This window comes from Pseudoxanthomonas wuyuanensis, from assembly GCF_900215535.1.
GTDB lineage: Bacteria > Pseudomonadota > Gammaproteobacteria > Xanthomonadales > Xanthomonadaceae > Pseudoxanthomonas_A > Pseudoxanthomonas_A wuyuanensis.
Map to the genome: position 1 here is coordinate 214,206 of NZ_OCND01000006.1, position 21,406 is coordinate 235,611.

21 protein-coding genes and 1 tRNA gene are annotated in these 21,406 nt (G+C 66.4%); 14 read left to right on the forward strand and 8 right to left on the reverse strand.

Features of this window, described 5'->3' with window-relative positions:
• Positions 1 to 63 precede the first annotated feature (63 nt).
• From CRO39_RS13585 to CRO39_RS13595, 3 genes are all read left to right on the forward strand, one after another.
• Positions 64 to 138, forward strand: a tRNA-Glu gene (locus CRO39_RS13585).
• Positions 139 to 811: 673 nt separating this feature from the next.
• Positions 812 to 1,477, forward strand: a complete 666-nt coding sequence (locus CRO39_RS13590) for a response regulator transcription factor (RefSeq protein ID WP_097122488.1) — start codon at positions 812 to 814, stop codon at positions 1,475 to 1,477.
• Positions 1,474 to 2,850 (forward strand): ATP-binding protein, encoded by a 1,377-nt coding sequence (locus CRO39_RS13595; RefSeq protein WP_097122489.1) that lies wholly within the window; start codon positions 1,474 to 1,476, stop codon positions 2,848 to 2,850. Before CRO39_RS13590 ends, CRO39_RS13595 begins: the two co-directional genes overlap by 4 nt.
• A 25-nt stretch (positions 2,851 to 2,875) precedes the next feature.
• On the opposite strand, the gene CRO39_RS13600 is transcribed toward CRO39_RS13595, so the two are convergent.
• The 4 genes from CRO39_RS13600 to CRO39_RS13615 form a co-directional block, all read right to left on the reverse strand.
• Entirely contained in the window at positions 2,876 to 3,901 is a 1,026-nt protein-coding gene (locus tag CRO39_RS13600) for an MBL fold metallo-hydrolase (protein ID WP_097122490.1), read from the reverse strand.
• A 103-nt stretch (positions 3,902 to 4,004) separates the two neighbouring features.
• Complete coding sequence (locus CRO39_RS13605) at positions 4,005 to 4,574, reverse strand: GNAT family N-acetyltransferase (protein WP_162125708.1); 570 nt, start codon at positions 4,572 to 4,574, stop codon at positions 4,005 to 4,007.
• Positions 4,575 to 4,662: 88 nt separating this feature from the next.
• Positions 4,663 to 5,469 carry a MipA/OmpV family protein gene (locus tag CRO39_RS13610; protein WP_097122492.1) on the reverse strand — a complete coding sequence of 269 codons (807 nt, stop codon included), beginning with the start codon at positions 5,467 to 5,469 and terminating at the stop codon, positions 4,663 to 4,665.
• Positions 5,470 to 5,686: 217 nt separating this feature from the next.
• Positions 5,687 to 6,391, reverse strand: a complete 705-nt coding sequence (locus CRO39_RS13615; protein ID WP_097122493.1) for a pirin family protein — start codon at positions 6,389 to 6,391, stop codon at positions 5,687 to 5,689.
• Positions 6,392 to 6,754: 363 nt separating this feature from the next.
• Between CRO39_RS13615 and fdxA the strand changes: the two genes are divergently transcribed.
• Positions 6,755 to 7,078, forward strand: coding sequence for a ferredoxin FdxA (gene fdxA, locus CRO39_RS13620; RefSeq protein ID WP_097122494.1), 324 nt, complete (start codon positions 6,755 to 6,757; stop codon positions 7,076 to 7,078).
• A gap of 231 nt (positions 7,079 to 7,309) precedes the next feature.
• Here fdxA and CRO39_RS13625 read toward each other — a convergent pair whose 3' ends face one another.
• Together CRO39_RS13625 and dapA are read right to left on the reverse strand one after the other, a co-directional pair.
• A complete protein-coding gene (locus tag CRO39_RS13625; protein ID WP_097122495.1) occupies positions 7,310 to 7,834 on the reverse strand; it encodes a hypothetical protein in 525 nt (174 codons plus the stop codon).
• A gap of 15 nt (positions 7,835 to 7,849) precedes the next feature.
• A complete protein-coding gene (dapA, locus tag CRO39_RS13630; RefSeq protein WP_097122496.1) occupies positions 7,850 to 8,788 on the reverse strand; it encodes a 4-hydroxy-tetrahydrodipicolinate synthase in 939 nt (312 codons plus the stop codon).
• Positions 8,789 to 8,876: 88 nt separating this feature from the next.
• Between dapA and CRO39_RS13635 the strand changes: the two genes are divergently transcribed.
• The 8 genes from CRO39_RS13635 to CRO39_RS13670 all read left to right on the forward strand — a co-directional run bounded on the left by CRO39_RS13635 (position 8,877) and on the right by CRO39_RS13670 (position 16,192).
• Entirely contained in the window at positions 8,877 to 9,503 is a 627-nt protein-coding gene (locus tag CRO39_RS13635; RefSeq protein ID WP_425479703.1) for a glycine cleavage system transcriptional repressor, read from the forward strand.
• A gap of 2 nt (positions 9,504 to 9,505) precedes the next feature.
• The gene (locus CRO39_RS13640) at positions 9,506 to 9,988 is read left to right on the forward strand and encodes a peroxiredoxin (protein WP_097122498.1); all 483 of its coding nucleotides are present in this window, start codon (positions 9,506 to 9,508) and stop codon (positions 9,986 to 9,988) included.
• Between the two features lie 127 nt (positions 9,989 to 10,115).
• Positions 10,116 to 11,513, forward strand: coding sequence for a PhoH family protein (locus CRO39_RS13645; RefSeq protein WP_097122499.1), 1,398 nt, complete (start codon positions 10,116 to 10,118; stop codon positions 11,511 to 11,513).
• Between the two features lie 188 nt (positions 11,514 to 11,701).
• The gene (locus CRO39_RS13650; RefSeq protein ID WP_097122500.1) at positions 11,702 to 11,953 is read left to right on the forward strand and encodes a helix-turn-helix domain-containing protein; all 252 of its coding nucleotides are present in this window, start codon (positions 11,702 to 11,704) and stop codon (positions 11,951 to 11,953) included.
• Positions 11,954 to 12,035: 82 nt separating this feature from the next.
• Positions 12,036 to 12,707, forward strand: coding sequence for a YoaK family protein (locus CRO39_RS13655; RefSeq protein WP_097122501.1), 672 nt, complete (start codon positions 12,036 to 12,038; stop codon positions 12,705 to 12,707).
• 107 nt (positions 12,708 to 12,814) lie between these two features.
• Complete coding sequence (locus CRO39_RS13660; protein WP_202926266.1) at positions 12,815 to 14,515, forward strand: SulP family inorganic anion transporter; 1,701 nt, start codon at positions 12,815 to 12,817, stop codon at positions 14,513 to 14,515.
• A 34-nt stretch (positions 14,516 to 14,549) separates the two neighbouring features.
• Complete coding sequence (gene thiD / locus CRO39_RS13665) at positions 14,550 to 15,359, forward strand: bifunctional hydroxymethylpyrimidine kinase/phosphomethylpyrimidine kinase (protein WP_097122588.1); 810 nt, start codon at positions 14,550 to 14,552, stop codon at positions 15,357 to 15,359.
• Positions 15,356 to 16,192 (forward strand): alpha/beta hydrolase family protein, encoded by an 837-nt coding sequence (locus CRO39_RS13670; protein WP_097122503.1) that lies wholly within the window; start codon positions 15,356 to 15,358, stop codon positions 16,190 to 16,192. The genes thiD and CRO39_RS13670 overlap by 4 nt, the downstream gene beginning before the upstream one ends.
• Positions 16,193 to 16,556: 364 nt before the next feature.
• Here the strand turns inward: CRO39_RS13670 and CRO39_RS13675 are convergent, their stop codons facing one another.
• The gene (locus CRO39_RS13675; protein ID WP_097122504.1) at positions 16,557 to 17,606 is read right to left on the reverse strand and encodes a sensor domain-containing diguanylate cyclase; all 1,050 of its coding nucleotides are present in this window, start codon (positions 17,604 to 17,606) and stop codon (positions 16,557 to 16,559) included.
• Positions 17,607 to 17,712: 106 nt separating this feature from the next.
• Positions 17,713 to 18,729, reverse strand: a complete 1,017-nt coding sequence (galE, locus tag CRO39_RS13680) for a UDP-glucose 4-epimerase GalE (RefSeq protein ID WP_097122589.1) — start codon at positions 18,727 to 18,729, stop codon at positions 17,713 to 17,715.
• A 273-nt stretch (positions 18,730 to 19,002) separates the two neighbouring features.
• On the opposite strand from galE, the gene CRO39_RS13685 reads away from it, so the two are divergent.
• Positions 19,003 to 20,292: a nucleotide sugar dehydrogenase gene (locus CRO39_RS13685; protein WP_097122505.1), complete on the forward strand. Its 1,290-nt coding sequence runs from the start codon at positions 19,003 to 19,005 to the stop codon at positions 20,290 to 20,292.
• 46 nt (positions 20,293 to 20,338) lie between these two features.
• The gene (locus CRO39_RS13690) at positions 20,339 to 21,346 is read left to right on the forward strand and encodes an NAD-dependent epimerase (RefSeq protein ID WP_097122506.1); all 1,008 of its coding nucleotides are present in this window, start codon (positions 20,339 to 20,341) and stop codon (positions 21,344 to 21,346) included.
• Positions 21,347 to 21,406 lie beyond the last annotated feature (60 nt).

The following is a 21,406-nucleotide window of genomic DNA, read 5'->3' on the forward strand; positions in this document are numbered from 1 at the left end:
GGAGCATTGCCCCGCCCGATGGCCGCCGCATATACTAATGCGTCTGGTCAGCTTCACCCAAACGCTCCCTTCGTCTAGTGGTTAGGACGTGGCCCTCTCAAGGCTAAAACAGGGGTTCGAGCCCCCTAGGGAGCGCCACGCCAGTACTTCCGGGGCCTTGGCCCCGGTTCCGGAAACCCCGCATTGCGGGGTTTTTCGGTTTCCAGGGTCCCCGCAAGACCCGGCGCGATTCCGCTTGCCGCGGCAATGGCCGCTGCTCCCCTTGCCGGCCGCGCGGCTCGGTCGGGTGTCGGCCGCGCCTCTGGGTGCTTTAAAGGTTCTTCTCTCAAGTGAGGGACTACCGACATGGAAACCGCTGAAGCCGCTGGCCATGGCGGTGCGGGACACGCCGTAAATACCCGCTTTGCGGGCCCGGCCCGCCATCACAGATGGCGGGCGTTCGGCTGTGCGCGAAGCAGTGCTTCGCAAGCGCTTGCCTCACCCATGTAGATCCGCGGCGTCCATGCCGCGTATGGTCCCGCACCGCCATGGCCAGCGGCTTCTGGACAGGTTGCTTGTATTCGGGAAAACGCCATCCGAAGTGGAGAACGCTCGCGCTCGCACAAGGCGACGACCGGCGGGGTGAGGGTGGCGGAGAGTGGGCCATGGGTGAACCAAGGCGGCTCGTGCGGCACTGTCGCGCGCTTTGGCGAACGTCCGGCGGGTGGCGACTCCTTCCGAAGCCGCCATCACCGAAAATCAAAAACCTTTTAAACGCCCCTTAATCGCTCCGATGTAGCCTGTTGTCCCGTTCTTGCCAGGTCCCCCGCCCTTGTCCCGCCTCCTGCTAGTAGAAGACGACCGCATGCTGGGCGATGCGCTGGCCGCCGCGCTCAAACAGGATGGCTGGCAGGTCGACCGCGCCGAAGACGCCGCCGCCGCCCGGCTGGCGCTGGTCGACCACGGCTATACCGCAGTGCTGCTGGATCTGGGCCTTCCGCACGGTTCCGGGCTGGATGTGCTGGCCTCGCTGCGGCAGCGCTACGACACCACCCCGGTGCTGATCGTCACCGCCCGCGACCAGCTCAGCGACCGCATCCGCGGCCTGGATGCCGGCGCCGACGACTACATCGTCAAACCGTTCCAGGCCGACGAGCTCGGCGCGCGCCTGCGCGCGGTGGTCAGGCGCAGCCAGGGCCGGGTATCGCCGGTGCTGCGCCATGGCGGCATCGTGCTGGACCCGGCCGACCGCTCGGTGACGCGCGACGGCCAGCCAGTGAAACTGGGCGTCCACGAGTACCGCACGCTGCTGGCGCTGATGGAACGTCCCGGCCGGACAGTAACGCGCGAGTCGCTGGAATCGCTGGTCTACGGCGGCGACGGCAGCATCGAGAGCAACACCATCGCCGTCTACATCCACCTGCTGCGAAAAAAACTGGGCGAGGACGTCATCGCCACCATCCACGGCTTCGGCTACCGGCTGGGCGGTGGCGAATGAACCACTCGCTGAAGTCCAAGCTGCTGATCGCGGTGATGACACCGCTGGCGTTGGGGTGGGCGTGCTGGCTGACCGGTCAGCACCTGCAGATGACGCGCCAGCAGAAGGGCCATGAAGATCTGTTCCTGCAGGAAGTGGTCGAACAGATCCTGATGTCGATGCCGGCCAACCTGGACGGGCTGGACACCGGCCCCCGCTTGACCTTGCCGCAGGGCCCGGCACCGAGCCGCAAACTCGACGATCTCAGCTACCAGGTCTGGGTACTGGGCCAGCGCAGCCCCATCGTGCGCTCGGCCGCAGCGCCCGAACAGCCCCTGCGTCCCGATTTCCAGTCCGGCTTTGCCATCACCCAGGTGGCGGGCGAGCCTTGGCGCGTCTACGCCGCCACCGACTCGACCGGGCGCATCCAGGTGCAGGCCGGCAGGGCGCAATCGGCAATGCGGGCGGAGCTGGCGTACTGGATCAAGATCAGCCTGTGGAGTGGCGTCGGCATCCTGCTGGTGCTGGGCCTGGCCGTGGGCATCGCGATCCACTGGAGCCTGCGGCCGATGAACCGCCTGCGCCAGTCCATGGCCCAGCGCAACGCGCTGGACCTGGCGCCGCTGCCCGTGGCCGGCATTCCGCGCGAGATCCGGCCATTGGTGGAGTCGTTCAACGGCCTGTTGCAACGGCTGGCGCAGGCGATGCAGGGCGAACGCCAGTTCCTGGCCGATGCCGCCCACGAATTGCGCACGCCGCTGGCCGCGTTGCTGACCCAGACCCATGTGGCCTTGCGCGCCGGCAGCCAGACCGATGCGCGGCAGGCGCTGGACCAGTTGGCGCACGGCATCGAACGCACCTCGCGACTGGCCCAGCAGTTGCTGGATTCGGCGCGCATCGACGCCTCGCGGCTGCATCGGGAGCATGGCAGGGTCGAACTGGCCGAGGTGATCACGATGGTCGCGCGCGAATTCGAGGGCATGGCCGCGCGCCACCGGCAGACGCTGGCGGTCGAAGTCGAAGCAGTCAGCGTGCGCGGCAATCTGGACGACCTGGGCATTCTGGTCCGCAACCTGGTCGACAACGCGCTGCGCTACGGCGACCCGGGCGGACGCATCGAACTGCGCTGCCACCGCGATGCCGACAGCGGCGAAGCGGTGCTGACGGTGGCCGACAATGGTCCGGGCGTGCTGCCGGAAGAGCGCGAACGCATTTTCGAACGCTTCTATCGCGGCAGCAACGGCAACGGTGCCCGCGGCAGCGGCATCGGCCTGTCGCTGGTGGCGCGCATCGCCGCCGCGCATGCAGCGCGCATCAGCGTTGGCGCCGGTATCGGCGGCTGCGGCTTCGGCTGCAGCGTGCGCTTCCCGGCGGAGCCGGAAACCCAGGACTGACCCAACAGATCCGCGCCGGCCATCGCTATCGCGGCAATTGCCACCAGCGCTGGCGCGACGGCGACGGCGGCTGACGCAGGTCCACCGGTTGTCCGATGCGTGGCGTCGCAACCGCTACCGCCTGCCGCTCAGCCAGGCCGACCAGCGCTTCCAGCGGCGCGTTCCATTCGTGGAAGGCCAGATCGAAGGTGCTGTTGTGGATCGGCAGCAGCCATTGGCCGCGCAGATCCCGGTGCGCCTGCAGGGTCTGCGCCGGCAGCATGTGCACGCCTTCCCACATCGGATCGTAGGCGCCGCATTCCAGCAGGGTGACATCGAACGGCCCATAGCGTTGGCCGATATCGCGGAAACCATCGAAATAGCCGGTATCGCCGCTGAAGAAAAGATTCAGCCCGCTGCCCTGCAGGACCCAGGAGGCCCACAGCGTCGCGTTGCCATCGAACGGCGAACGACCCGAAAAATGCTGCGACGGCGTGGCCACCAGGCGCACGCCATCGACGCCGATGGCTTCCCACCAGTCCAGTTGCCGGACTTTTTCCGCCGGCAGGCCCCAGCGGATCAGGTGGTCGCCCACACCCAGCGGCGTTACGAAGATTTCGGTCTTTTCCGCCAGCGCAAGCACCGCCGCCTTGTCCAGGTGATCGTAGTGGTCGTGCGAAATCACCACGCCCTTGATCGCCGGCAGTTCGGCAATGCCGATGGGTGATGCGTGGAAACGTTTCGGCCCGGCCCACTGCACCGGCGAGGCGCGCTCGGAAAACACCGGATCGGTCAGCCACAGCCCGCCTTCCAGCTTCAACAGCAGGGTCGAATGGCCCAGCCGGTACAGCGTGCCGTCCGCCGCCTGCGCCAGTTGCCGCGCAGTCAGCGGCAGCAGCGGAATCGATCCGGCCGGCACTGTCCCTTCCGGCTTGTCGAACATGAAACGCCACCACAGCATCGGCGTCTGCCGCCAGCCGACGGTCTTGGGCGCCACCGGGTTGCGGAAGCTTCCGTCGCGATACTGCGGCGAATCGGGGTAGGCGAGGCTGCTGCAGGCGGACAGGTTCATATAGGCGATGGCGGCAACGCAAAGACAGGCGACGGCGGCAACGCGGCGAGGCGTGCGCCGCCCGCGGGGGCGGGCATGGCCGGACAGGCGGCGGGCGCTGGCGTCAGCCATGCGCGTCCACGCCCGCGGCGGTGGGGAAGACGTACTGGACGACTCCGATTGCAGCCGGATGACCGGGCAATTCGATCTGCGCCGCCGCCGCCCTGCCTATGGGCACCTGCCAACGCAGGTTCGAACACCCCAGTTCCGCCGCCGCCCGGCGCGCCTGCGCCAGCAGTGCCGCAACCGCCCCCGATGGCCGCGCATCGGCGCGGACGAACATCGATTCCAGGTTGAGGTAGTACGCGCGCTCCAGCATCGAGAAGCCGGCGGTGACGCTGGCGTAGCCGACCGCTTCGCCGTCGCGTTCGGCCAGCCATGCCCAGGCGCGCAACGGCGGTTCAAACAGCGCTTCCATCAGTTCCAGTACGTTGCCGTTGGCCGGGCCGTAGGCGCGCCGTTCGAATGCCGCTTCGGCCGCATGTTCGGCGCACAGGGCCATCAGCATGGGGGCATGCATGCGGCCGACACGGGTGATGCGCAGGCCGGCCGGCGAAACGGCCGCGGTTTCGGCATGGCGCGGGCCGGCAGCGCTGGCGCGGCTGTCGACGGGTTCCAACAGGGAAGGTGGCATCTTCATACTCCGCAACTGCGGCCAGCCGGGCTGGCATGGGGTGGCTGTCGGTCCGGTGGGCGCTGCATGGCGCCGCATCCGGGCGCCGTCAGAACCGGCGCGAAACGCCAAGGAAGAAGCTGCCGACACCGTCGGTGCCTTCCTCGATCAACGGACTGTCCTGCAGTTCGTCCGGCAGCAGGCGGTATTCCAGATTGGCGACCAGCAGCCAGTGGCGTGCGAACGGCCGGACCAGTCCGATGCCGGCGCGCGGCACGGTCGCTGCGCCAGGCCGGTAGTCGACAACGCCGCGCGCCACTTCGCTGTCCAGCGTGCCGTAGTAGTAGTCGGCCATGTCGGCGGACAATCGCAGCACGCCAACGCCCGGCACGATCGACGTGCGGCCGAACTGCAATGGATAGCGATAGTCGGCGGCCAGTTCGTAACCGTCGCTGGTGCCGGTGGCGTCGGCCTTCAACTGCAGATCCAGCGTACCGGCGGCGCCTTTCCAGGTCGCGCCGATGCCCAGATCGGCGCTGTCGTCGCGGTCTTCCAGCAGGCTGCGGTCTATGCCGCGCCGGGCCAGCGCTTCCACGCCCAGGTCGTCGCGGTCCCAACCGTCCAGCCGCGCCGAGACAAAACCGCGCAGCTCGAAGTCCTCACGCTTGACGAAGCGGTAGCCGAACGCGGCGCCGCGAAAATAGAAACGATCGCCGTCGTAGCTGACATTCGGCACCAGTCGGGTGCGGCCGCCCTCGCCCGCGTATTCGCTGTCGCGATAGACCCCGGCCAGGCCAACGCTCCAACGCGAGGGTTCCTGTTCGGAAGCGACCTTGTCGGCCCGCTCCACCACCTGCGCCGAGGCGGCGAACGGCGCCGCCAGCAACAGCGACCCGATGCGTATGTCGATCTTCATGCGTCACTCCGGAGGGAATGCGCGCATGCTGCCGTGCGGTTTTTAAGAACTGCTTAAGGCCTGCTATGGATTTGCGCCACAGCGCTCCGTACGAGCAGCGGCGTGACGAAGACCGGCCTGACATCCGTCGCTGCGCCCGGTCGATAGCGCAGCGGCGTGGTACACGCTTCGCGACTCACATCGTTCCTACAACGAACGTATCAGCGAGATCCATTATTCAAAGGCGTGGCAGATCGAACACCAGCACTTCGGCGCTGCGGCCCTGTTCGATGCGGATCTGCGGCTCGCCCTCGTAAAGCAGCGCATCGCCGGCAGCCAGCGCATGGCCGTTCACCGTGGCCTCGCCGCGCGCCATGTGCACATAGCCCAGCCGGCCCTCAGCCAGGTTGAGTTCGGCCGCTTCCGAACCATCGAACAGCCCGGCGTACATCCGCGCATCCTGGTGGATGCTGACCGAGCCGTCGCTGCCGTCCGGGCTGACCACCAGCCGCAGCCGGCCCTGTTTTTCCTCGGCCGCAAAGCGCTTTTCGGCATACGAAGGCGTCACGCCCTGGCGATCGGGAATGATCCAGATCTGCAGGAAATGGGTGGTGCCGCTTTCGCTGTAGTTGTACTCCGAATGCTGCACGCCGGAGCCTGCGCTCATCCGTTGCACATCGCCTGGCACGATGCTGGAACTGTTGCCCATCGAGTCCTTGTGGCCCAGCGCACCCTCCAGCACGTAGCTGATGATCTCCATATCGCGATGGCCATGCTGGCCGAAGCCCTGGCCGGCGGCGACGCGGTCCTCGTTGATCACCCGCAGCGGCCCCCAGTGGACATGGCGGTCATCGTGGTAGTTGGCGAAAGAAAAGCTGTGCCAGGAGTCCAGCCAGCCATGGTTGGCGTGGCCGCGTTCGCGGGCGGGTCGTAGCGTAATCATGTCGGCCTCGGCGGCAGGAGAAGGTACGGCAAAGGATGCGGCCGCAACACGGCGCTGATAAGCCGGTCCATGACCAATAGATTGTTCCAAATATGAACTCAATAGATGTAATTATGGTTATTTCATCCATGAAGAGAACGAATGCCGTCTGTCTGCGGCACTGGCCAACAGCGCGCAACCGCTTCCCTGCCCCGCCGCTTTCGGGTGCCGCCTGCCCGTCGGGCGCCGGCCGGCACCGCCAGCCACCAGCCGTTTCCGCCGCCACCGGCGCGCATGCGCGATGCGACGAGAAAAGTTCTCATCGGAAATTTCAACTGTGCTTTAAACTGACGCGCTTTCCCGCCGGTACGAAACCACACGCCCATGCCCTTCGTCGTCACCGAGAACTGCATCAAATGCAAATACACCGACTGCGTTGAAGTGTGTCCGGTCGATTGTTTCCACGAAGGTCCCAACTTCCTGGTCATCGATCCGGACGAATGCATCGACTGCACGCTGTGCGAACCCGAATGCCCGATCAACGCGATCTACCCGGAAGACGACGTGCCCGCCGGCCAGGAAACCTATGTTGCGCTGAATGCCGAGCTGTCGCAGGTATGGCCGGTCATCACCACCCGCAAGGATCCGCTGCCCGATGCCAAGGACTGGGAAGGCAAGCCCAACAAGCTGCCGTTGCTGGAGCGCTGATCAGGGCAACTTCCGCTGTATGGACATGCTATCCATCCGCAGCGCGCTCCTGTAGAGCCAGGCTTTTCGCTGTTGTCGCCCCCGTTGGATCCTCCGCCGGAGGACCGCAGGACAGCGGAGCGAGCTGCGCTCTATCGTAAAATGGATGTTCTCCGCTCTTGCGAGAAGATCCCAAAAAAGGGCGCCACTGGCGCCCCTTCTTGTTCCAGCCACCGACAACCGGATCCGGCGTCAGTTGCCCAGCCTGGCCCGCAACTCGGCCATCAGCTTGGTCGGCGCTTCACCTGCGGCCGGCAGGCCGCGCGGGTCCACCGCGGAAACATAGGCGCCGGCTTCCACGCCGACCACCCGCACCAGGAAGTTGCTGCCTTCGAAGGCCACATCGTAGGTGCCCAGCAGTTGAGCGCGGCTGGCGATGGTGACGCCTTCGATGCCTTCCAGCGCCTGGCCCACCTTGGCGAACGCCTGCTCGCGGCTGTCGGCGACATTGAAGCCGCTGGCCGACGGCACCACGCTGGCGCCCGCGGCCGCCGCCTGGCCGGCCGGCTGCGCCGAGGCGGTCGCCGGCAACTGCATCGCGCCGGCGGTGCTGGGCAGGTTCAGATCCGGCGGCACTTCCAGCGGACGCGCTTCCGGCGCCAGCGCGTAGTCGCCCTTGGCGCCCTTTTTGAACCACTTGCAACCGGAAACGCCGGCCACGGCAAAGGCCAGCATTGCAAGGGCAAGCGGACGAGAAAGGGAAGACGGCAAACGCATGGTGTTCTCCTGGGTTCAGGCCGCGATCGCTTCGCGGCTGGATTGTTCTTCGAGGGCCGCGATGGTGGCGGCCAGACGGTCGGCAGCGGCCTGGTGGGGCGGCGAAAGCGGCAACAACGGCAGCCGCAGCCCGGCGCCGAAGCCAAGCCGCTGCAGCAGCGCCTTGACCGGTATGGGATTGGATTCGATGCCCAGGAAGCCGTAGAACTCCTGCAGCCGGGTATTCCAGCCCTGCACCGCCGCAGCGTCGCCGGCACGGGCCAGGTCGCAAAGACGGCGGAAACTGCCCGGCAACGCGTTGGAGCCGACCGAGATCAGGCCGTCGGCGCCGGCCAGCATGGCTCGCCCGGCGGTCGGATCGTCGCCGCTCAGCACCGCAAAACCGGCGCTGCGCAACGCCAGCAGCGCATCCATCCGTTCAGGCTCGGAGCAGGCTTCCTTGATGCCTACGATGCCCGGATGCGCCACCAGTTCGGCCACGGTTTCCGGCAGCAGGTCGCAGCCGGTGCGGCCCGGCACGTTGTACAGCACCACCGGCAAGCCGCCCTGGTCGGCGACGGCGCGGAAGTGCGCGACCAATCCGGCCTGGGTCGGGCGCACATAGGGCGGCGTCACCACCAGCGCGTACTCGGCGCCGGCGGCGGCGGCGCGGCGGGTCATCGCAATGGTCTTGGCGGTGTTCATCTGGCCGGTGCCGGCCAGCACCGGGATGCGCCGGTTTGAAGCAGGCTGGTTCGAAGCAGGCCCGGCCACGGTTTCCACCGCAATCCGCAGCAACGTCTGGTACTCGTCATCGGACAGCGCCGCCGCCTCGCCGGTCGACCCGGCCACCACCACTGCCTGGGTGCCGCCGTCCAGCTGCTGTTTCAGCAGCCGCCGCCAGGCATCCAGGTCCAGGTCGCCCGCCGGGGTGAACGGCGTAGCCAGTGCGGTAATGCTGCCAAAAAGAGACAAGCGCGTGCCTTTGCGTGGTGGGGAGAGCCGCGCGGAGAGCCGCGCAGCCTGCGATGTTACTTGCGGCGTGAAAGCACGGGCAAGTATGCTGCACACAGCCGCCAGGATTTGCCCGGTTGCCATTCAGAAACTCGCAGCAATGCCGGAAGCCCCTTTGACCGATTCGACGCCCCGGCCTTCGCCGAACGAAAACCACCTCCTGATCAACGCCTACACGACGCATCCGGAGTCGCCGCTATTGGCGGTGACCCGCCGGATTGCCGACAGCGGCTGCAACCTGGTCGATGCGCGCCTGTCCACGGTGGGCCGCGACGTCTCTGTCACCGCCCTGGCGACCGGCTCCTGGGATGCGGTGGCCAAGCTGGAAGCGATGATGACCCGGCTGGAGCGCGAAGATGGCCTGAAGCTGGTCTGGTACCGCACTGGCGCCAAGGTCGTGCAGTCCAACCTGCTGCCCTACATCGTCGAGGTCGTGGCCGCCGACAAGCCGGGCATCCTGTTCCAGCTGGCCGACTTCTTCGACCGCCAGGGCATCACCATCGAGAACCTGCAGAGCACCCGCTACCGCGCCATGCAGACCGGCGCGGAAATGTTCTCGGCGCAGGTGACGATAGGCGTTCCGGCCAATATGCACATCGCCGCGCTGCGCGACGATTTCCTGGAATTCTGCGACCATCTGAACCTGGACGCGATCATGGACCCGATGAAGTTCTGACGATGGCAACAGGCGCCAAGGCTCTTCCGAAATCGACCTTGAACCTGCCGCTGGCGCTGTCCGGCGGGCAGACCGCCAAGCTGGCCGATTACGCCGGGCAGTGGCTGGTGCTGTACTTCTATCCCAAGGACAGCACCCCGGGCTGCACCACCGAGGGCATCGATTTCAACGCGCTGCTGCCCCGGTTCAAGAAGCTGGGCGCCACCGTGCTGGGCGTTTCCCGCGACTCGGTCAAATCGCACGACAACTTCTGCGCCAAACAGGGATTCAGGTTCGCGCTGGTCAGCGATGCCGACGAGAAACTGTGCCAGGCGTTCGATGTGATCCACGAAAAGAACATGTACGGCCGCAAGGTGCTGGGCGTGGTCCGCAGCACCTTCCTGATTTCGCCCGATGGCCGCATTGCCCAGGAATGGCGCGGCGTCAAGGTTCCCGGCCATGCCGAGGCCGTGCTCGAAGCCCTGAAGGCCGCCCAAGCGAAGTGACCGAATCCTCTCCATCCTTTCCACCATCCCGACCGGCGGCGGGCGATGGTGGTCTGCTGCTGTCCGCAACAAACGTTGCCGCCTGTCCTGCCGTGTTCTGCACATCCACTTCCACGAGGTTGCCTGAATGACCCGAAGCAAGCGTATCTATGTGTTGGACACCAACGTGCTGATGCACGACCCCACCGCGCTGTTCAAGTTCGAGGAGCACGATGTGTTCCTGCCGATGCAGGTCATCGAGGAACTCGACAACGCCAAGAAAGGCACTTCCGAAGTCAGCCGCAACGCCCGTCAGGTCAGCCGTTTCCTCAACGAACTGATCGTCGGCGCCGGCGCCGACCACATCCAGGCCGGCATCACCCTGACCCACCCGCAGGGCCTGCAGCTCAACCGCAGCCAGGTCGGCAAGCTGCATTTCCAGACCCGGCCTAGCGAGCCGGGCCGCACCTTCGGCACGATAGCGCCGGACAACAAGATCCTGGCAGCGGTGCTGGAACTGCGCGAAGAACACCCGCAGGTGCCGGTCATCCTGGTGTCCAAGGACATCAACCTGCGCATCAAGGCCTCGATCAGCGGCCTGACCGCCGAGGATTACGAGAACGACCGCGCGCTGGACGATTTCAGCCTGCTGTTCACCGGCGCCAGCGAATTGCCGGAGGATTTCTGGCACCGCCACAACAGCGATCTGCGCAGCTGGAGCGACAAGGGCCGCACCAGCTACGAAGTGCAGGCCCAGGACGACGAGGACTGGTATCCCAACCAGTACCTGTACCTGCCGGGCGAGGATGAGGTGGAACTGCGGGTGGCGCGGATCGGCGCCGACCGCAAGGCCACGCTGACCCTGATCGACGATTTCCGCAATGGCCAGCACGCGGTCTGGGGCATCACCGCGCGCAACCGCGAGCAGAATTTCGCGCTCAACGCGCTGATGGACCCGGAAATCGATTTCGTCAGCCTGCTCGGCACCGCCGGCACCGGCAAGACCCTGCTTGCGCTGGCGGCGGGCCTGGCGCAGACCATGGACCAGCAGCGCTACCGCGAGATCATCATGACCCGCGCCACCGTCAGCGTCGGCGAGGACATCGGTTTTCTGCCCGGCACCGAAGAGGAAAAGATGACGCCGTGGATGGGCGCGCTGACCGACAACCTGGAAGTGCTGACCCACAACCAGGAAGGCGGCGCCTGGGGCCGCGCGGCCACCAACGATCTTTTGGCCAGCCGCATCAAGATCCGTTCGATGAACTTCATGCGTGGCCGTACCTTCCTCAGCCGCTATCTGATCCTGGACGAAGCGCAGAACCTGACGCCCAAGCAGATGAAGACCCTGATCACCCGCGCCGGCCCGGGCACCAAGATCGTCTGCCTTGGCAACGTGGAGCAGATCGACACGCCCTACCTGACCGAGACCACCTCAGGCCTGACCTACGCGGTGGACCGCTTCAAGCACTGGGCGCACAGCGCGCACATCACCCTGCGCCGCGGCGAGCGTTCGCGTCTGGCCGACTACGCTTCGGAAGTGCTGTGACGTGAGCACCGGCCACCAGTCCCTGCCAACAACGGCAGGGACTGGCTGACAGCCGTTCGATCCGCGGTGGCGGTGAACAGGCGGCATGCCATCTTGATGTATAAAACATCAATTTGCCGCTCTGATGATTGCATCGAGACGCATTGCAGGTACAGAATGCGCAAACCAATCCCCTCCCCACAGCTCTTGTGATCACCGCCGCACAGATGCGCGCCGCGCGCGCCCTGCTGGGTATCGACCAGCGCCGGCTGGCCGAGATGGCCGGCGTGTCGCTGCCGACCATCCAGCGGATGGAAACCAGCCAGGGACATGTACGCGGCGTGGTCAGCACGTTGACCAAGATCGTCGATGCGCTGGCGGCCGCCGGCGTCGAGCTGATCGGCAACGATCAGCCCAGCCAGGGACGGGGGCGCGGCGTGCGCCTGAAGGAGCCGGCATGAGCTTGCCGTTGTCCCCCCGGTCTGCGATCGGAATGCGTGCGGACCGCGGCGGCGCCGAAAGCGCGGAGCTACGGTAGCCGAGATGGGTACGCAGCTGCCGCGCTGGGTCTGGGTGGGCGCCGTGACGCTGGCCTGCATCGCCGGCATGGTGAACGTGGTGGGCTATCTGGGTTTCGAGCATCAGGCGGTGAGCCATCTGACCGGCACCACCAGCCTGCTGGGCGCTGCGCTGGCCGATGGCGACTGGCGCGCGGTCGGCAATCTGTGGGGCATGCTGATCGCCTTCAGCCTGGGCGCCACGCTCAGCGGCATGATCATCCAGGACAGCACGCTGCGGCTGGGCCGCCGCTACGGCGTAGCGCTGGCGCTGGAAGCGGTGCTGCTGGCGCTGGCGGTGCCGTTGTTCATGCGCCAGCAAATCTTCGGCGCGCTACTGGCAGCGATGGCCTGCGGGCTGCAGAACGCCATGGTCACCACCTACAGCGGCGCGGTCGTGCGCACCACCCACCTCAGCGGAATGTTCACCGATCTGGGTATCGGCCTGGGCCATGCCTTGCGCGGAATGCCGCTGCCGACCCGCCGCTTGATGCTCAGCAGTCTGATCATCAGCGCCTTTCTGGCCGGCGGTATCCTTGGCGCATGGCTGTTCCGTCTGCTGCAGTACTACGCGCTGCTGATACCGGCGGCGTTGACCGGCCTGACCGGCATCGGCTATGCCGGTTACCGGCACTGGTCGTTGCGGCAACAAGGATGAGCGGACCGAGGCCGCCGCGCTGTCGTGTCCGGCGCCGCAGCGGCGCTGCTCCCGGCCGCAAACCGGTATCGTCGCGCTGACATCCGCAGGGGACACGCATGCCGACCATGAGCGCCCGCCAATACCTGCTGCAGTTCGTACCCAAGCTGCATACCGTACTGCGCGAGGGTTACGGCTGGCGCGAGCTACGCGCCGACGCCGTCGCCGGCTTGACCGTGGCCATCGTCGCCCTGCCCCTGGCCATGGCGCTGGCCATCGCCAGCGGCGCCGGCCCGGAGAAGGGGCTGTACACCGCCATCGTCGCCGGCTTCCTGATTTCCGCGCTGGGCGGATCGCGGGTGCAGATTGGCGGACCGACCGCGGCCTTCATTCCGGTCGTGTTCGTGGTGATCCAGAAGTTCGGTTTCGGCGGCCTGATCCTTTGCACGCTGCTGGCCGGGTTGATGCTGATCGGTGCCGGCCTGCTGCGCCTGGGCACGCTGATGAAGTACATGCCGCAGCCGGTGATCACCGGGTTTACCGCCGGCATCGCGGTCAGCATCTTCTCCAGCCAGGTCAAGGACGCGCTGGGTCTGCAGATGGGTACGGTGCCGGCGGAATTCTTCGCCCGCTGGACGGCCTATGCGCAGCACCTGGCCAGCGCGCAGCCGGCTGCGATCGGACTGACCCTGCTGGGCCTGGCGGCGATCGTGCTGCTGCGCTGGCGCAAACCGAAGTGGCCCGGCTTTTTGATTGCGCTGCTGGTCTGCACCGGCGTCAGCGTCGCGTTCGGACTGCCGGCCGAGACCATCGGTTCGCGTTTTGGCGATCTGCCCTCGGCGTTGCCGGTCTTCGAGTTTCCGCACATCCCGTTCGAACGCACGCTGGAACTGCTGCCGAGTTCGTTCACTATCGCCTTCCTGGCCGGGGTGGAGTCGCTGCTGTCGGCGGTGGTGGCCGACGGCATGACCGGCGGACGCCACCGTTCCAATGGCGAACTGGTCGCCCAGGGGGTGGCCAACGTGGGTTCGGCGCTGTTCGGCGGCCTGCCGGCCACCGGCGCCATCGCCCGTACCGCCACCAACATCCGCGCCGGTGCGCGTTCGCCGGTGGCGGGCATGCTGCATGCGGTCTTCCTGTTGGCCTTCATGCTGCTGCTGGCCCCATTGATGCGCTATGTGCCGCTGCCGGCGCTGGCGGCGGTGCTGCTGGTGGTGGCGTGGAACATGAGCGAGCACCAGCACTTCCGCCACACCCTGTCGGCGCCGTGGGGCGACCGCCTGGTGCTGCTGCTGACCTTCCTGCTGACCGTGTTCTTCGACCTGACCATCGCCATCGAGGCGGGGCTGATCGCAGCCACCCTGATTTTCATGCACCGCATGGCCGAAAGCGTGGAGATCAGCTCCGGAGTGCGCAGCACCGACGACGACCTGCATGGCGGCGATCCGGTGCGCCGTGCCGACGAGGAACAGCGCAACCGGCTGCCGGCGGGCGTGGAGGTCTACCAGATCAGCGGCCCGCTGTTCTTCGGCGCGGCCAACCGGCTGGACAATCTGCTCGATCAGTTCTTCGAGCCGCCGAAGGTGTTCATCCTGCGCATGCGGCTGGTGCCGATGATCGACGCCAGCGGCGTGCACGCGATGGAAAACCTGGCCCGGCGCTGCCGCCGCCGCGGCATCGCGCTGATCGTCTCCGGCCTGCAGCCGCAACCCAACCGGGTGCTGGCGGACATGGATTTCGGCGAACGGCCGGGACAGGTGCATTTTGTCTCCAGCTTCGAGCGCGCGCTCAAGCTGGCCGCCTCGCTGGCGGAAAAGCACCCTGCATGAACAACGCCCCGCAAGAAGCCGCACAATGGCCGGCATGTCCGACCCCGCCATGATTTCCGCCCTGACCATCGCCGGCTCCGATTCCGGCGGCGGCGCCGGCATCCAGGCCGACCTGAAGACCTTTGCCGCCCATCGCGTGCATGGGCTGTCGGCGATCGCCGCGCTGACCGCACAGCACACCCGCGGCGTCACCGCGGTCAACGTGCCGCCGCTGGATTTTCTGCGCGCGCAGTTGGACGCCTGCTTCGACGATTTCCGCATCGGCGCGGTCAAGCTGGGCATGCTGGCCAACGCCGAGGTCATCGAAGCGGTGGCGAGCGAGCTGGAAAGACGGCGCCCGGGTTTTATGGTGCTGGATCCGGTGATGGTGGCCACCAGCGGCGCCAAGCTGCTCGAAGACAGCGCTTTGCAGGCCCTGCGCACCCGGCTGCTGCCGCTGGCCAGCATAGTCACGCCCAACCTGCCGGAAGCCGAGCTGCTGCTCGGGCACCCGGTCGCCGACCGCGACGCGATGCATCAGGCGGCACAGGCATTGCTGGCGCTGGGCGCGCGTTCGGTGTTCCTGAAAGGCGGCCACCTGCCGGATGGCGACACGGTGATGGATCTGTTCGCCGATGCGCAGGGCGTGCGGCAGATCGCGCATCCGCGGCTGCAACTGGAAGCGCACGGCACCGGCTGCACGCTGGCCTCGGCTATCGCTGCCAACCTGTGCCGCGGGCTGGGGTTGGGTGAGGCCTGCTTTGCCGCATCCAACTATGTGCATGCCGCGCTGAAACACGGATACCGCCCGGGCCGCAGCGATATCGTCGTGCTCGATCACTACGCAGCTGCGCCGCAACCATGAGCCTGCGTTCGCTGGATATCCCGTTGGTTGCAGACGACGGGCACCGCTTCAATCTGATCGCACGCATCCCGGCGCGGCCGCGCAGCTCACTGCTGTGGCTGCCGGCGCTGGGCGTTGCGGCCAGGCATTATCTGCCGCTGGCAGAAGCGCTGGCCGCACGCGGGGTGGCGGTGTTCGTGCACGAATGGCGCGGCAACGGCAGCAGCAATCTGCGCGCCAGCCGCCGCAACGATTGGGGTTACCGCGAAATCCTGACCCGCGATCTTCCGCTCAGCCACGCCGCGCTGCAGCAGCACGCCGAAGCCGCAACCGCCATCATCGGCGGCCACAGCCTGGGCGGCCAGTTGGCCGCCTGCTACCTGGGCCTGCAGGCGCAGCGGTTCCAACGGCTATGGCTGGTCGCCAGCGGGACGCCGTACTGGCGGACCTTTCCCGGCTTGCGCGGCTACGCGCTGCCGCTGTTCTACCGTTTCGCCATCTGGATTTCGCGGCGCCGCGGCGCCCTGCCCGGCCGCAGGCTGGGCTTCGGCGGCGAAGAAGCGGGCAGGCTCATCCGCGACTGGGCCAGGGTCGGACTGGGCGGCCGCTATGCCGCCGCCGGACTGGACATCGATCTGGAAGCGGCCATGGCGCAGGCCCCGGCAGCCATCGATGCGGTACTGCTGGCCGACGACTGGCTGGCGCCGCACAGCTCCCTGCAGGCGCTGCTCGACAAGTTGCCGCTGACAGCTGTGCGCACCGAAATACTGAGCGCGGAAGATTTGCAGACCACAGCCGATCATTTCGCCTGGATGAAGCAGCCGCAGGCGGTGGCCGAAGCGCTGGACCGTTGAATTTCGCCGCGACCGCGAGTCAGGGCGGACCACGGGCCATTGCTTCCACTCCGCTTCGCGGCCTGGAAGCGTGAGGGCAGTAGACCTTTCCCTGTGGGAGCGATGTAAGTCGCGATGAGACTTTACCGGTGATGCTTCATCGCGACTCACGTCGCTCCTACAAGAATTGCGACTTCGGATGGCTTTTCCGAACGCCGGCAATCTGTCCAGAAGCCGGTGGTCATGGCGATGCGGGACCGTACGCGGCACGGATGCCGCGTAAGAGCGTACAAGGATGTATTTACAGCGCGTCCCGCATCGCCATGGCCTCCGGCTTACACGTAGACCTTCTCTCACCGGGAGAAAAAAGATAGACCAACCCGCCCTACATCACCGCAATGCAGTCGCGGCCATTGGCCTTGGCGCGGTAAAGGGCCCGGTCGGCGGCTTCGACCCAGTCCCCCACTTCGGCCTTGTCGGCATCGATTTCGCAGACGCCGATGCTGATCGTGCAGCGCAGGCCATCGCGGGTGAACACATAGGCGGCGACCTGGCGGCGCAGCCTTTCGGCCGCCACCATCGCCTCCTCCCAGTGGGTGTCGGGCATGACGATGCCGAACTCGTCGCCGCCGTAGCGGCCGCCGGTATCGGCATCGCGCAGACAGGCCTTCATCAGCCGCGCGAATTCCTCGACCACCTGATCGCCCACGGTGTGGCCGTGGCGGTCGTTGATCTGCTTGAAGTTGTCGATGTCGATCAGGATCAGCACCGCCGGGCGCCCGCTGCGCTGGAACCGCCTGAGTTCGGTCGATGCCGCGTACAGCCATTGCTGCCGGTTCATCAAGCCGGTGGCGCCGTCGAACCGCGCCATCTTGTCCAGCAGGTCGCGCTGAAGCTGGACCTTGCGCGAGATCGAATGGGTGGCAAAACCGATCGCCATCGGATAGATCACCAGAAACGGCAGGCAGGCCAGTACCACCGGGTAGCTGGTCTGCGGTTCGAAAGCGAAACCCCAGGCCGCGCCGGCCGCAATGCAGGTCAGCAGCAACGCCGAAAACGTGCGCAGGCCAAAGCGCCAGCCGCCGATGATCACCTTGTCCATCGTCAGCATCACCGCCAGCAGTACGCTGGGCAGCGCATTGAAATGCATGGCCGCTATCCAGAACCCGCCCATGGCCGCGTCGAAGGTGAGATTGCGGTATTCGGCCTTGGTCGGTTCGGCGCTGTGGCGTACCAGCAGGAAGGCCAGATGCGGCCACAGCAGGCCGTTGGCCAACAGCACTGCCCATACCGCGGCGCCGGCATCCCGTTCGTACAGCACCGCCCCGACGCACAGGATGCCCAGCCCCAACCCGAGCATGCGCATCCGGTAGGTGCGCACTCCGAATCTGGAGCGGTTCTGTTCCGCGATGCTGCGGGCTGTTTCCAGGGGCAAATGGGGTTCGCGCAGGACCGGATTCGTGGATTCTGGTCGATAACACCGCCGCCGGTCCACTACCGGACCGGGCCCTGGACGTTCGCGTTGCCCGCCAGCGCGAGGTTCAGCCGCCCTGGTAACCCTGCGGATTCATCGACTGCCAGCGCCACGCATCGCGGCACATCGCATCGACATCGTACTCGGCGCGCCAGCCCAGCAACTGCTGCGCCAGCCCCGGATCGGCGTAGACCTCGGCCACATCGCCGGGCCGGCGCTCAACGATCTGGTAAGGGATCTCGCGCCCGCTGGCGCTGCTGAAGGCGTTCGCCAGTTCCAGCACGCTGATGCCGCGGCCGGTGCCCAGGTTGACGGTCAGGCTGCGGTCGGCACGGACCAGGTAATCCAGCGCGTCGGCATGCGCGCGCGCCAGATCGACCACATGGATGTAGTCGCGCACGCCGGTGCCATCCACGGTCGGGTAATCGCCGCCGAACACGCTCAGCTTTTCGCGGCGCCCGACCGCCACCTGGCAGATATACGGCATCAGGTTGTTCGGGATGCCGTTGGGGTCCTCGCCGATCAGCCCGGAAGCGTGCGCACCGACCGGATTGAAATAGCGCAGGTTGGCGGCGCGGAAGTCGCGGTCGGAACGGCACAGATCGCCAATCAGTTCCTCCACCACCAGCTTGGTGCGGCCATAGGGATTGGTGACCTGCAGGCGCGCCTGCTCGTTGACCGGCACCTGCTCCGGGTCGCCATACACGGTGGCTGAAGAACTGAACACCAGCCGGCGCACGCCGGCGCCGCGCATGGCCTGCAGCAGGTTGATGGTGCCGCCTATGTTGTTCTCGAAATAGTCCAGCGGGCGCTCGCAGGATTCGCCCACCGCCTTCAGCGCGGCGAAGTGGATCACCGCATCGAACGATTCCTGCGCGAACAGCGCCTCCAGCGCCGGCTTGTCGCGCAGGTCCAGCCGATGGAACGGCACCGGTGCGCCGCTCAGCTGCCGCAACCGGGTCAGGACTTCCGGCGAGCTATTGCTGAAGTTGTCGGCAATGGCGACCTGATGGCCGCGTTCGCTCAGCGTGGCATAGGTATGGCAGCCGATGTAGCCGGCGCCGCCGCACAGCAGGATCCGCATCTGTTCCCCCCGGAAGATACCGGCATTTGCCTGGGAGTACGTCAAAGCGCGCACAATCAGGTCAATGCGCGACAGCGCCGACGATTTCACCGCTACGCTGTCCTCCCGGCGACGGTTTGGGCGTTATCCGGCTTAACCGGCAACGGGCGGCCTTGGCCATCCCGCCGCTGCCTTCGACGGGCGCGCGCTGTGACCCCAGGGACCCGATGCCCCAAAAGTCCATGACACGCCCTACACTCGAAAAAACCCTTTCCCATTGAGATCCGTCCCTAGATGAATGCTCCGCCGCCCAAACTGGAAGAGGTAAAAATCGCCGTCATCGGCCTTGGTTATGTCGGCCTGCCGCTGGCGGTCGCGTTCGGACGCCGTTTCCCCACCCTGGGCTTCGACATCAACTCCAAGCGGGTCGGCGAGCTTCGCTCCCATCACGATCACACCCTGGAAGTATCGGAAGCGGAGCTGCGCGAGGCCGCGCAACTGGACTTCAGCGACGACCCCGCCGCGCTGGCCGGCTGCAATGTCTTCATCATCACCGTTCCCACCCCCATCGACGAATACAAGCGCCCGGATCTGCGGCCGCTGGAATCGGCCAGCCGCACGGTCGGCCGCGCCATCGGCCGCGGCGGCATCGCCGTCTACGAATCCACCGTCTATCCCGGCGCCACCGAGGAAATCTGCGTTCCGATCATCGAACGCGAGTCCGGGTTGGGCTTCAACCGCGACTTCTATGCCGGCTACAGCCCGGAGCGCATCAATCCCGGCGACAAGCAGCACCGGCTGGAAACCATCATGAAGGTCACCTCCGGTTCCACGCCGGAGGTCGCCGACTTCGTCGACGGGCTGTACCGTTCGATCATCGATGCCGGCACCCACAAGGCTTCCAGCATCCGCGTGGCCGAGGCCGCCAAGGTCATCGAGAACACCCAGCGCGACGTCAATATCGCCCTGATCAACGAGCTGGCGCTGATCTTCCACCGCCTGGGCATCGACACCCACGAAGTGCTGGAAGCCGCCGGCACCAAATGGAACTTCCTGCCGTTCCGTCCCGGCCTGGTCGGCGGCCACTGCATCGGCGTGGACCCGTACTACCTGACCCACAAGGCGCAGCAGATCGGCTACCACCCCGATGTGATCCTGGCCGGGCGCCGCATCAACGACGGCATGGGCAGCCATGTGGCGCGCCGCGTCGCCAAGCTGATGGCCCAGCGCAACCTGCAGACCGCGCAGTCGGACATCCTGATCCTGGGCCTGGCGTTCAAGGAAAACTGCCCCGACCTGCGCAATACCCGGGTGGTCGACATCGTTGCCGAGCTGCGCAGCTACAACGCCAACATCCACATCCACGACCCGTGGGTCAGCGCCAGAGAAGCCGAGGAAGAATACGGGCTGGCCTTGATCGCCAAACCGGAACCCGGCCGCTACGACGCGGTCATCCTGGCCGTCTCCCACCGCGAATTCATCGAAATCGGCGCCGACGGCATCCGCGCGCTGGGCAAGCCCGGGGCGGTGCTGTTCGACGTCAAGCGCGCCCTGCCGCGCGATCGCGTGGACGATTGCCTGTAGCATTTGCCGCCTGCCACCTGCCCCACCGAGTCAAGGAAAACACACGATGCGCGTACTGGTCACCGGCGCCGCCGGCTTCATCGGCTCCCACCTGAGCCAGCGCCTGCTGGCGCGCGGCGACGAGGTCTTCGGCTTCGACAACCTCAATGCGTACTACGATCCGACGCTGAAGGAAGCGCGGCTGGCCAGGCTGCTGCCGCACCCGGGCTTCCGCTTCGTGCGCGCCTCACTGGAAGACCGGCCGGCGCTCGAAGCGGCCTTCGACGACTTCAAGCCGCAGCGGGTGGTCAACCTGGCCGCGCAGGCCGGCGTGCGCTATTCGCTTGAGAATCCGCACGCCTACATCGACAGCAACATCGTCGGCTTCATGAACATCCTGGAGGCCTGCCGGCACCGCGGCGTCGAGCATCTGGTGTACGCCTCCTCCAGTTCGGTCTACGGCGCCAACCGCAAGCTGCCGTTCGCGGTCGAGGACAGCGTCGATCACCCGGTCAGCATGTACGCGGCGACCAAGAAGGCCAACGAACTGATGGCGCACACCTACAGCCACCTGTTCGATCTGCCCACCACCGGCCTGCGCTTCTTCACCGTCTATGGCCCGTGGGGCCGTCCGGACATGGCGCTGTTCCTGTTCACCCGCAAGATCCTGGCCGGCGAACCGATCGACGTGTTCAACAACGGCAAGCACACCCGCGATTTCACCTACATCGACGATATCGTCGAAGGCGTCATCCGCTCGCTGGACCGCGTTCCCGGCCCCGACCCGCAGTACGACCCGATGAACCCGTCCCCGGCCAGTTCGCAGGCGCCCTACCGGGTCTACAACATCGGCAACCACCAGCCGGTCGAGCTGCTGCGCTACATCGAGGTGCTGGAGCAATGCCTGGGCCGCAAGGCCGAACGCAACCTGCTGCCGCTGCAACCCGGCGACGTGCCCGACACCTATGCCGACGTGGAAGCGCTGAACCGCGACACCGGTTACTCGCCATCGACCCCGATCGAAACCGGCGTCAGCCGCTTCGTGGAGTGGTACCGGGAGTTCTATCCGGGCTGAACCGGATCTTCCCCATCGGACGCGACGGCAATGTCCGGATCGGCACCTGGCCCGCGTTAT

Bases quoted from the DNA above. Each gene is read 5' to 3' on its own strand.
- CRO39_RS13595 (WP_097122489.1), top strand. From the start codon at position 1,474: ATGAACCACTCGCTGAAGTCCAAGCTGCTGATCGCGGTGATGACACCG.
- CRO39_RS13600 (WP_097122490.1), bottom strand. From the start codon at position 3,901: ATGAACCTGTCCGCCTGCAGCAGCCTCGCCTACCCCGATTCGCCGCAG.
- CRO39_RS13605 (WP_162125708.1), bottom strand. From the start codon at position 4,574: ATGCCACCTTCCCTGTTGGAACCCGTCGACAGCCGCGCCAGCGCTGCC.
- CRO39_RS13610 (WP_097122492.1), bottom strand. From the start codon at position 5,469: ATGAAGATCGACATACGCATCGGGTCGCTGTTGCTGGCGGCGCCGTTC.
- CRO39_RS13615 (WP_097122493.1), bottom strand. From the start codon at position 6,391: ATGATTACGCTACGACCCGCCCGCGAACGCGGCCACGCCAACCATGGC.
- fdxA (WP_097122494.1), top strand. From the start codon at position 6,755: ATGCCCTTCGTCGTCACCGAGAACTGCATCAAATGCAAATACACCGAC.
- CRO39_RS13625 (WP_097122495.1), bottom strand. From the start codon at position 7,834: ATGCGTTTGCCGTCTTCCCTTTCTCGTCCGCTTGCCCTTGCAATGCTG.
- CRO39_RS13640 (WP_097122498.1), top strand. From the start codon at position 9,506: ATGGCAACAGGCGCCAAGGCTCTTCCGAAATCGACCTTGAACCTGCCG.
- CRO39_RS13645 (WP_097122499.1), top strand. From the start codon at position 10,116: ATGACCCGAAGCAAGCGTATCTATGTGTTGGACACCAACGTGCTGATG.
- CRO39_RS13655 (WP_097122501.1), top strand. From the start codon at position 12,036: ATGGGTACGCAGCTGCCGCGCTGGGTCTGGGTGGGCGCCGTGACGCTG.
- CRO39_RS13660 (WP_202926266.1), top strand. From the start codon at position 12,815: ATGAGCGCCCGCCAATACCTGCTGCAGTTCGTACCCAAGCTGCATACC.
- thiD (WP_097122588.1), top strand. From the start codon at position 14,550: ATGTCCGACCCCGCCATGATTTCCGCCCTGACCATCGCCGGCTCCGAT.
- CRO39_RS13670 (WP_097122503.1), top strand. From the start codon at position 15,356: ATGAGCCTGCGTTCGCTGGATATCCCGTTGGTTGCAGACGACGGGCAC.
- galE (WP_097122589.1), bottom strand. From the start codon at position 18,729: ATGCGGATCCTGCTGTGCGGCGGCGCCGGCTACATCGGCTGCCATACC.
- CRO39_RS13685 (WP_097122505.1), top strand. From the start codon at position 19,003: ATGAATGCTCCGCCGCCCAAACTGGAAGAGGTAAAAATCGCCGTCATC.
- CRO39_RS13690 (WP_097122506.1), top strand. From the start codon at position 20,339: ATGCGCGTACTGGTCACCGGCGCCGCCGGCTTCATCGGCTCCCACCTG.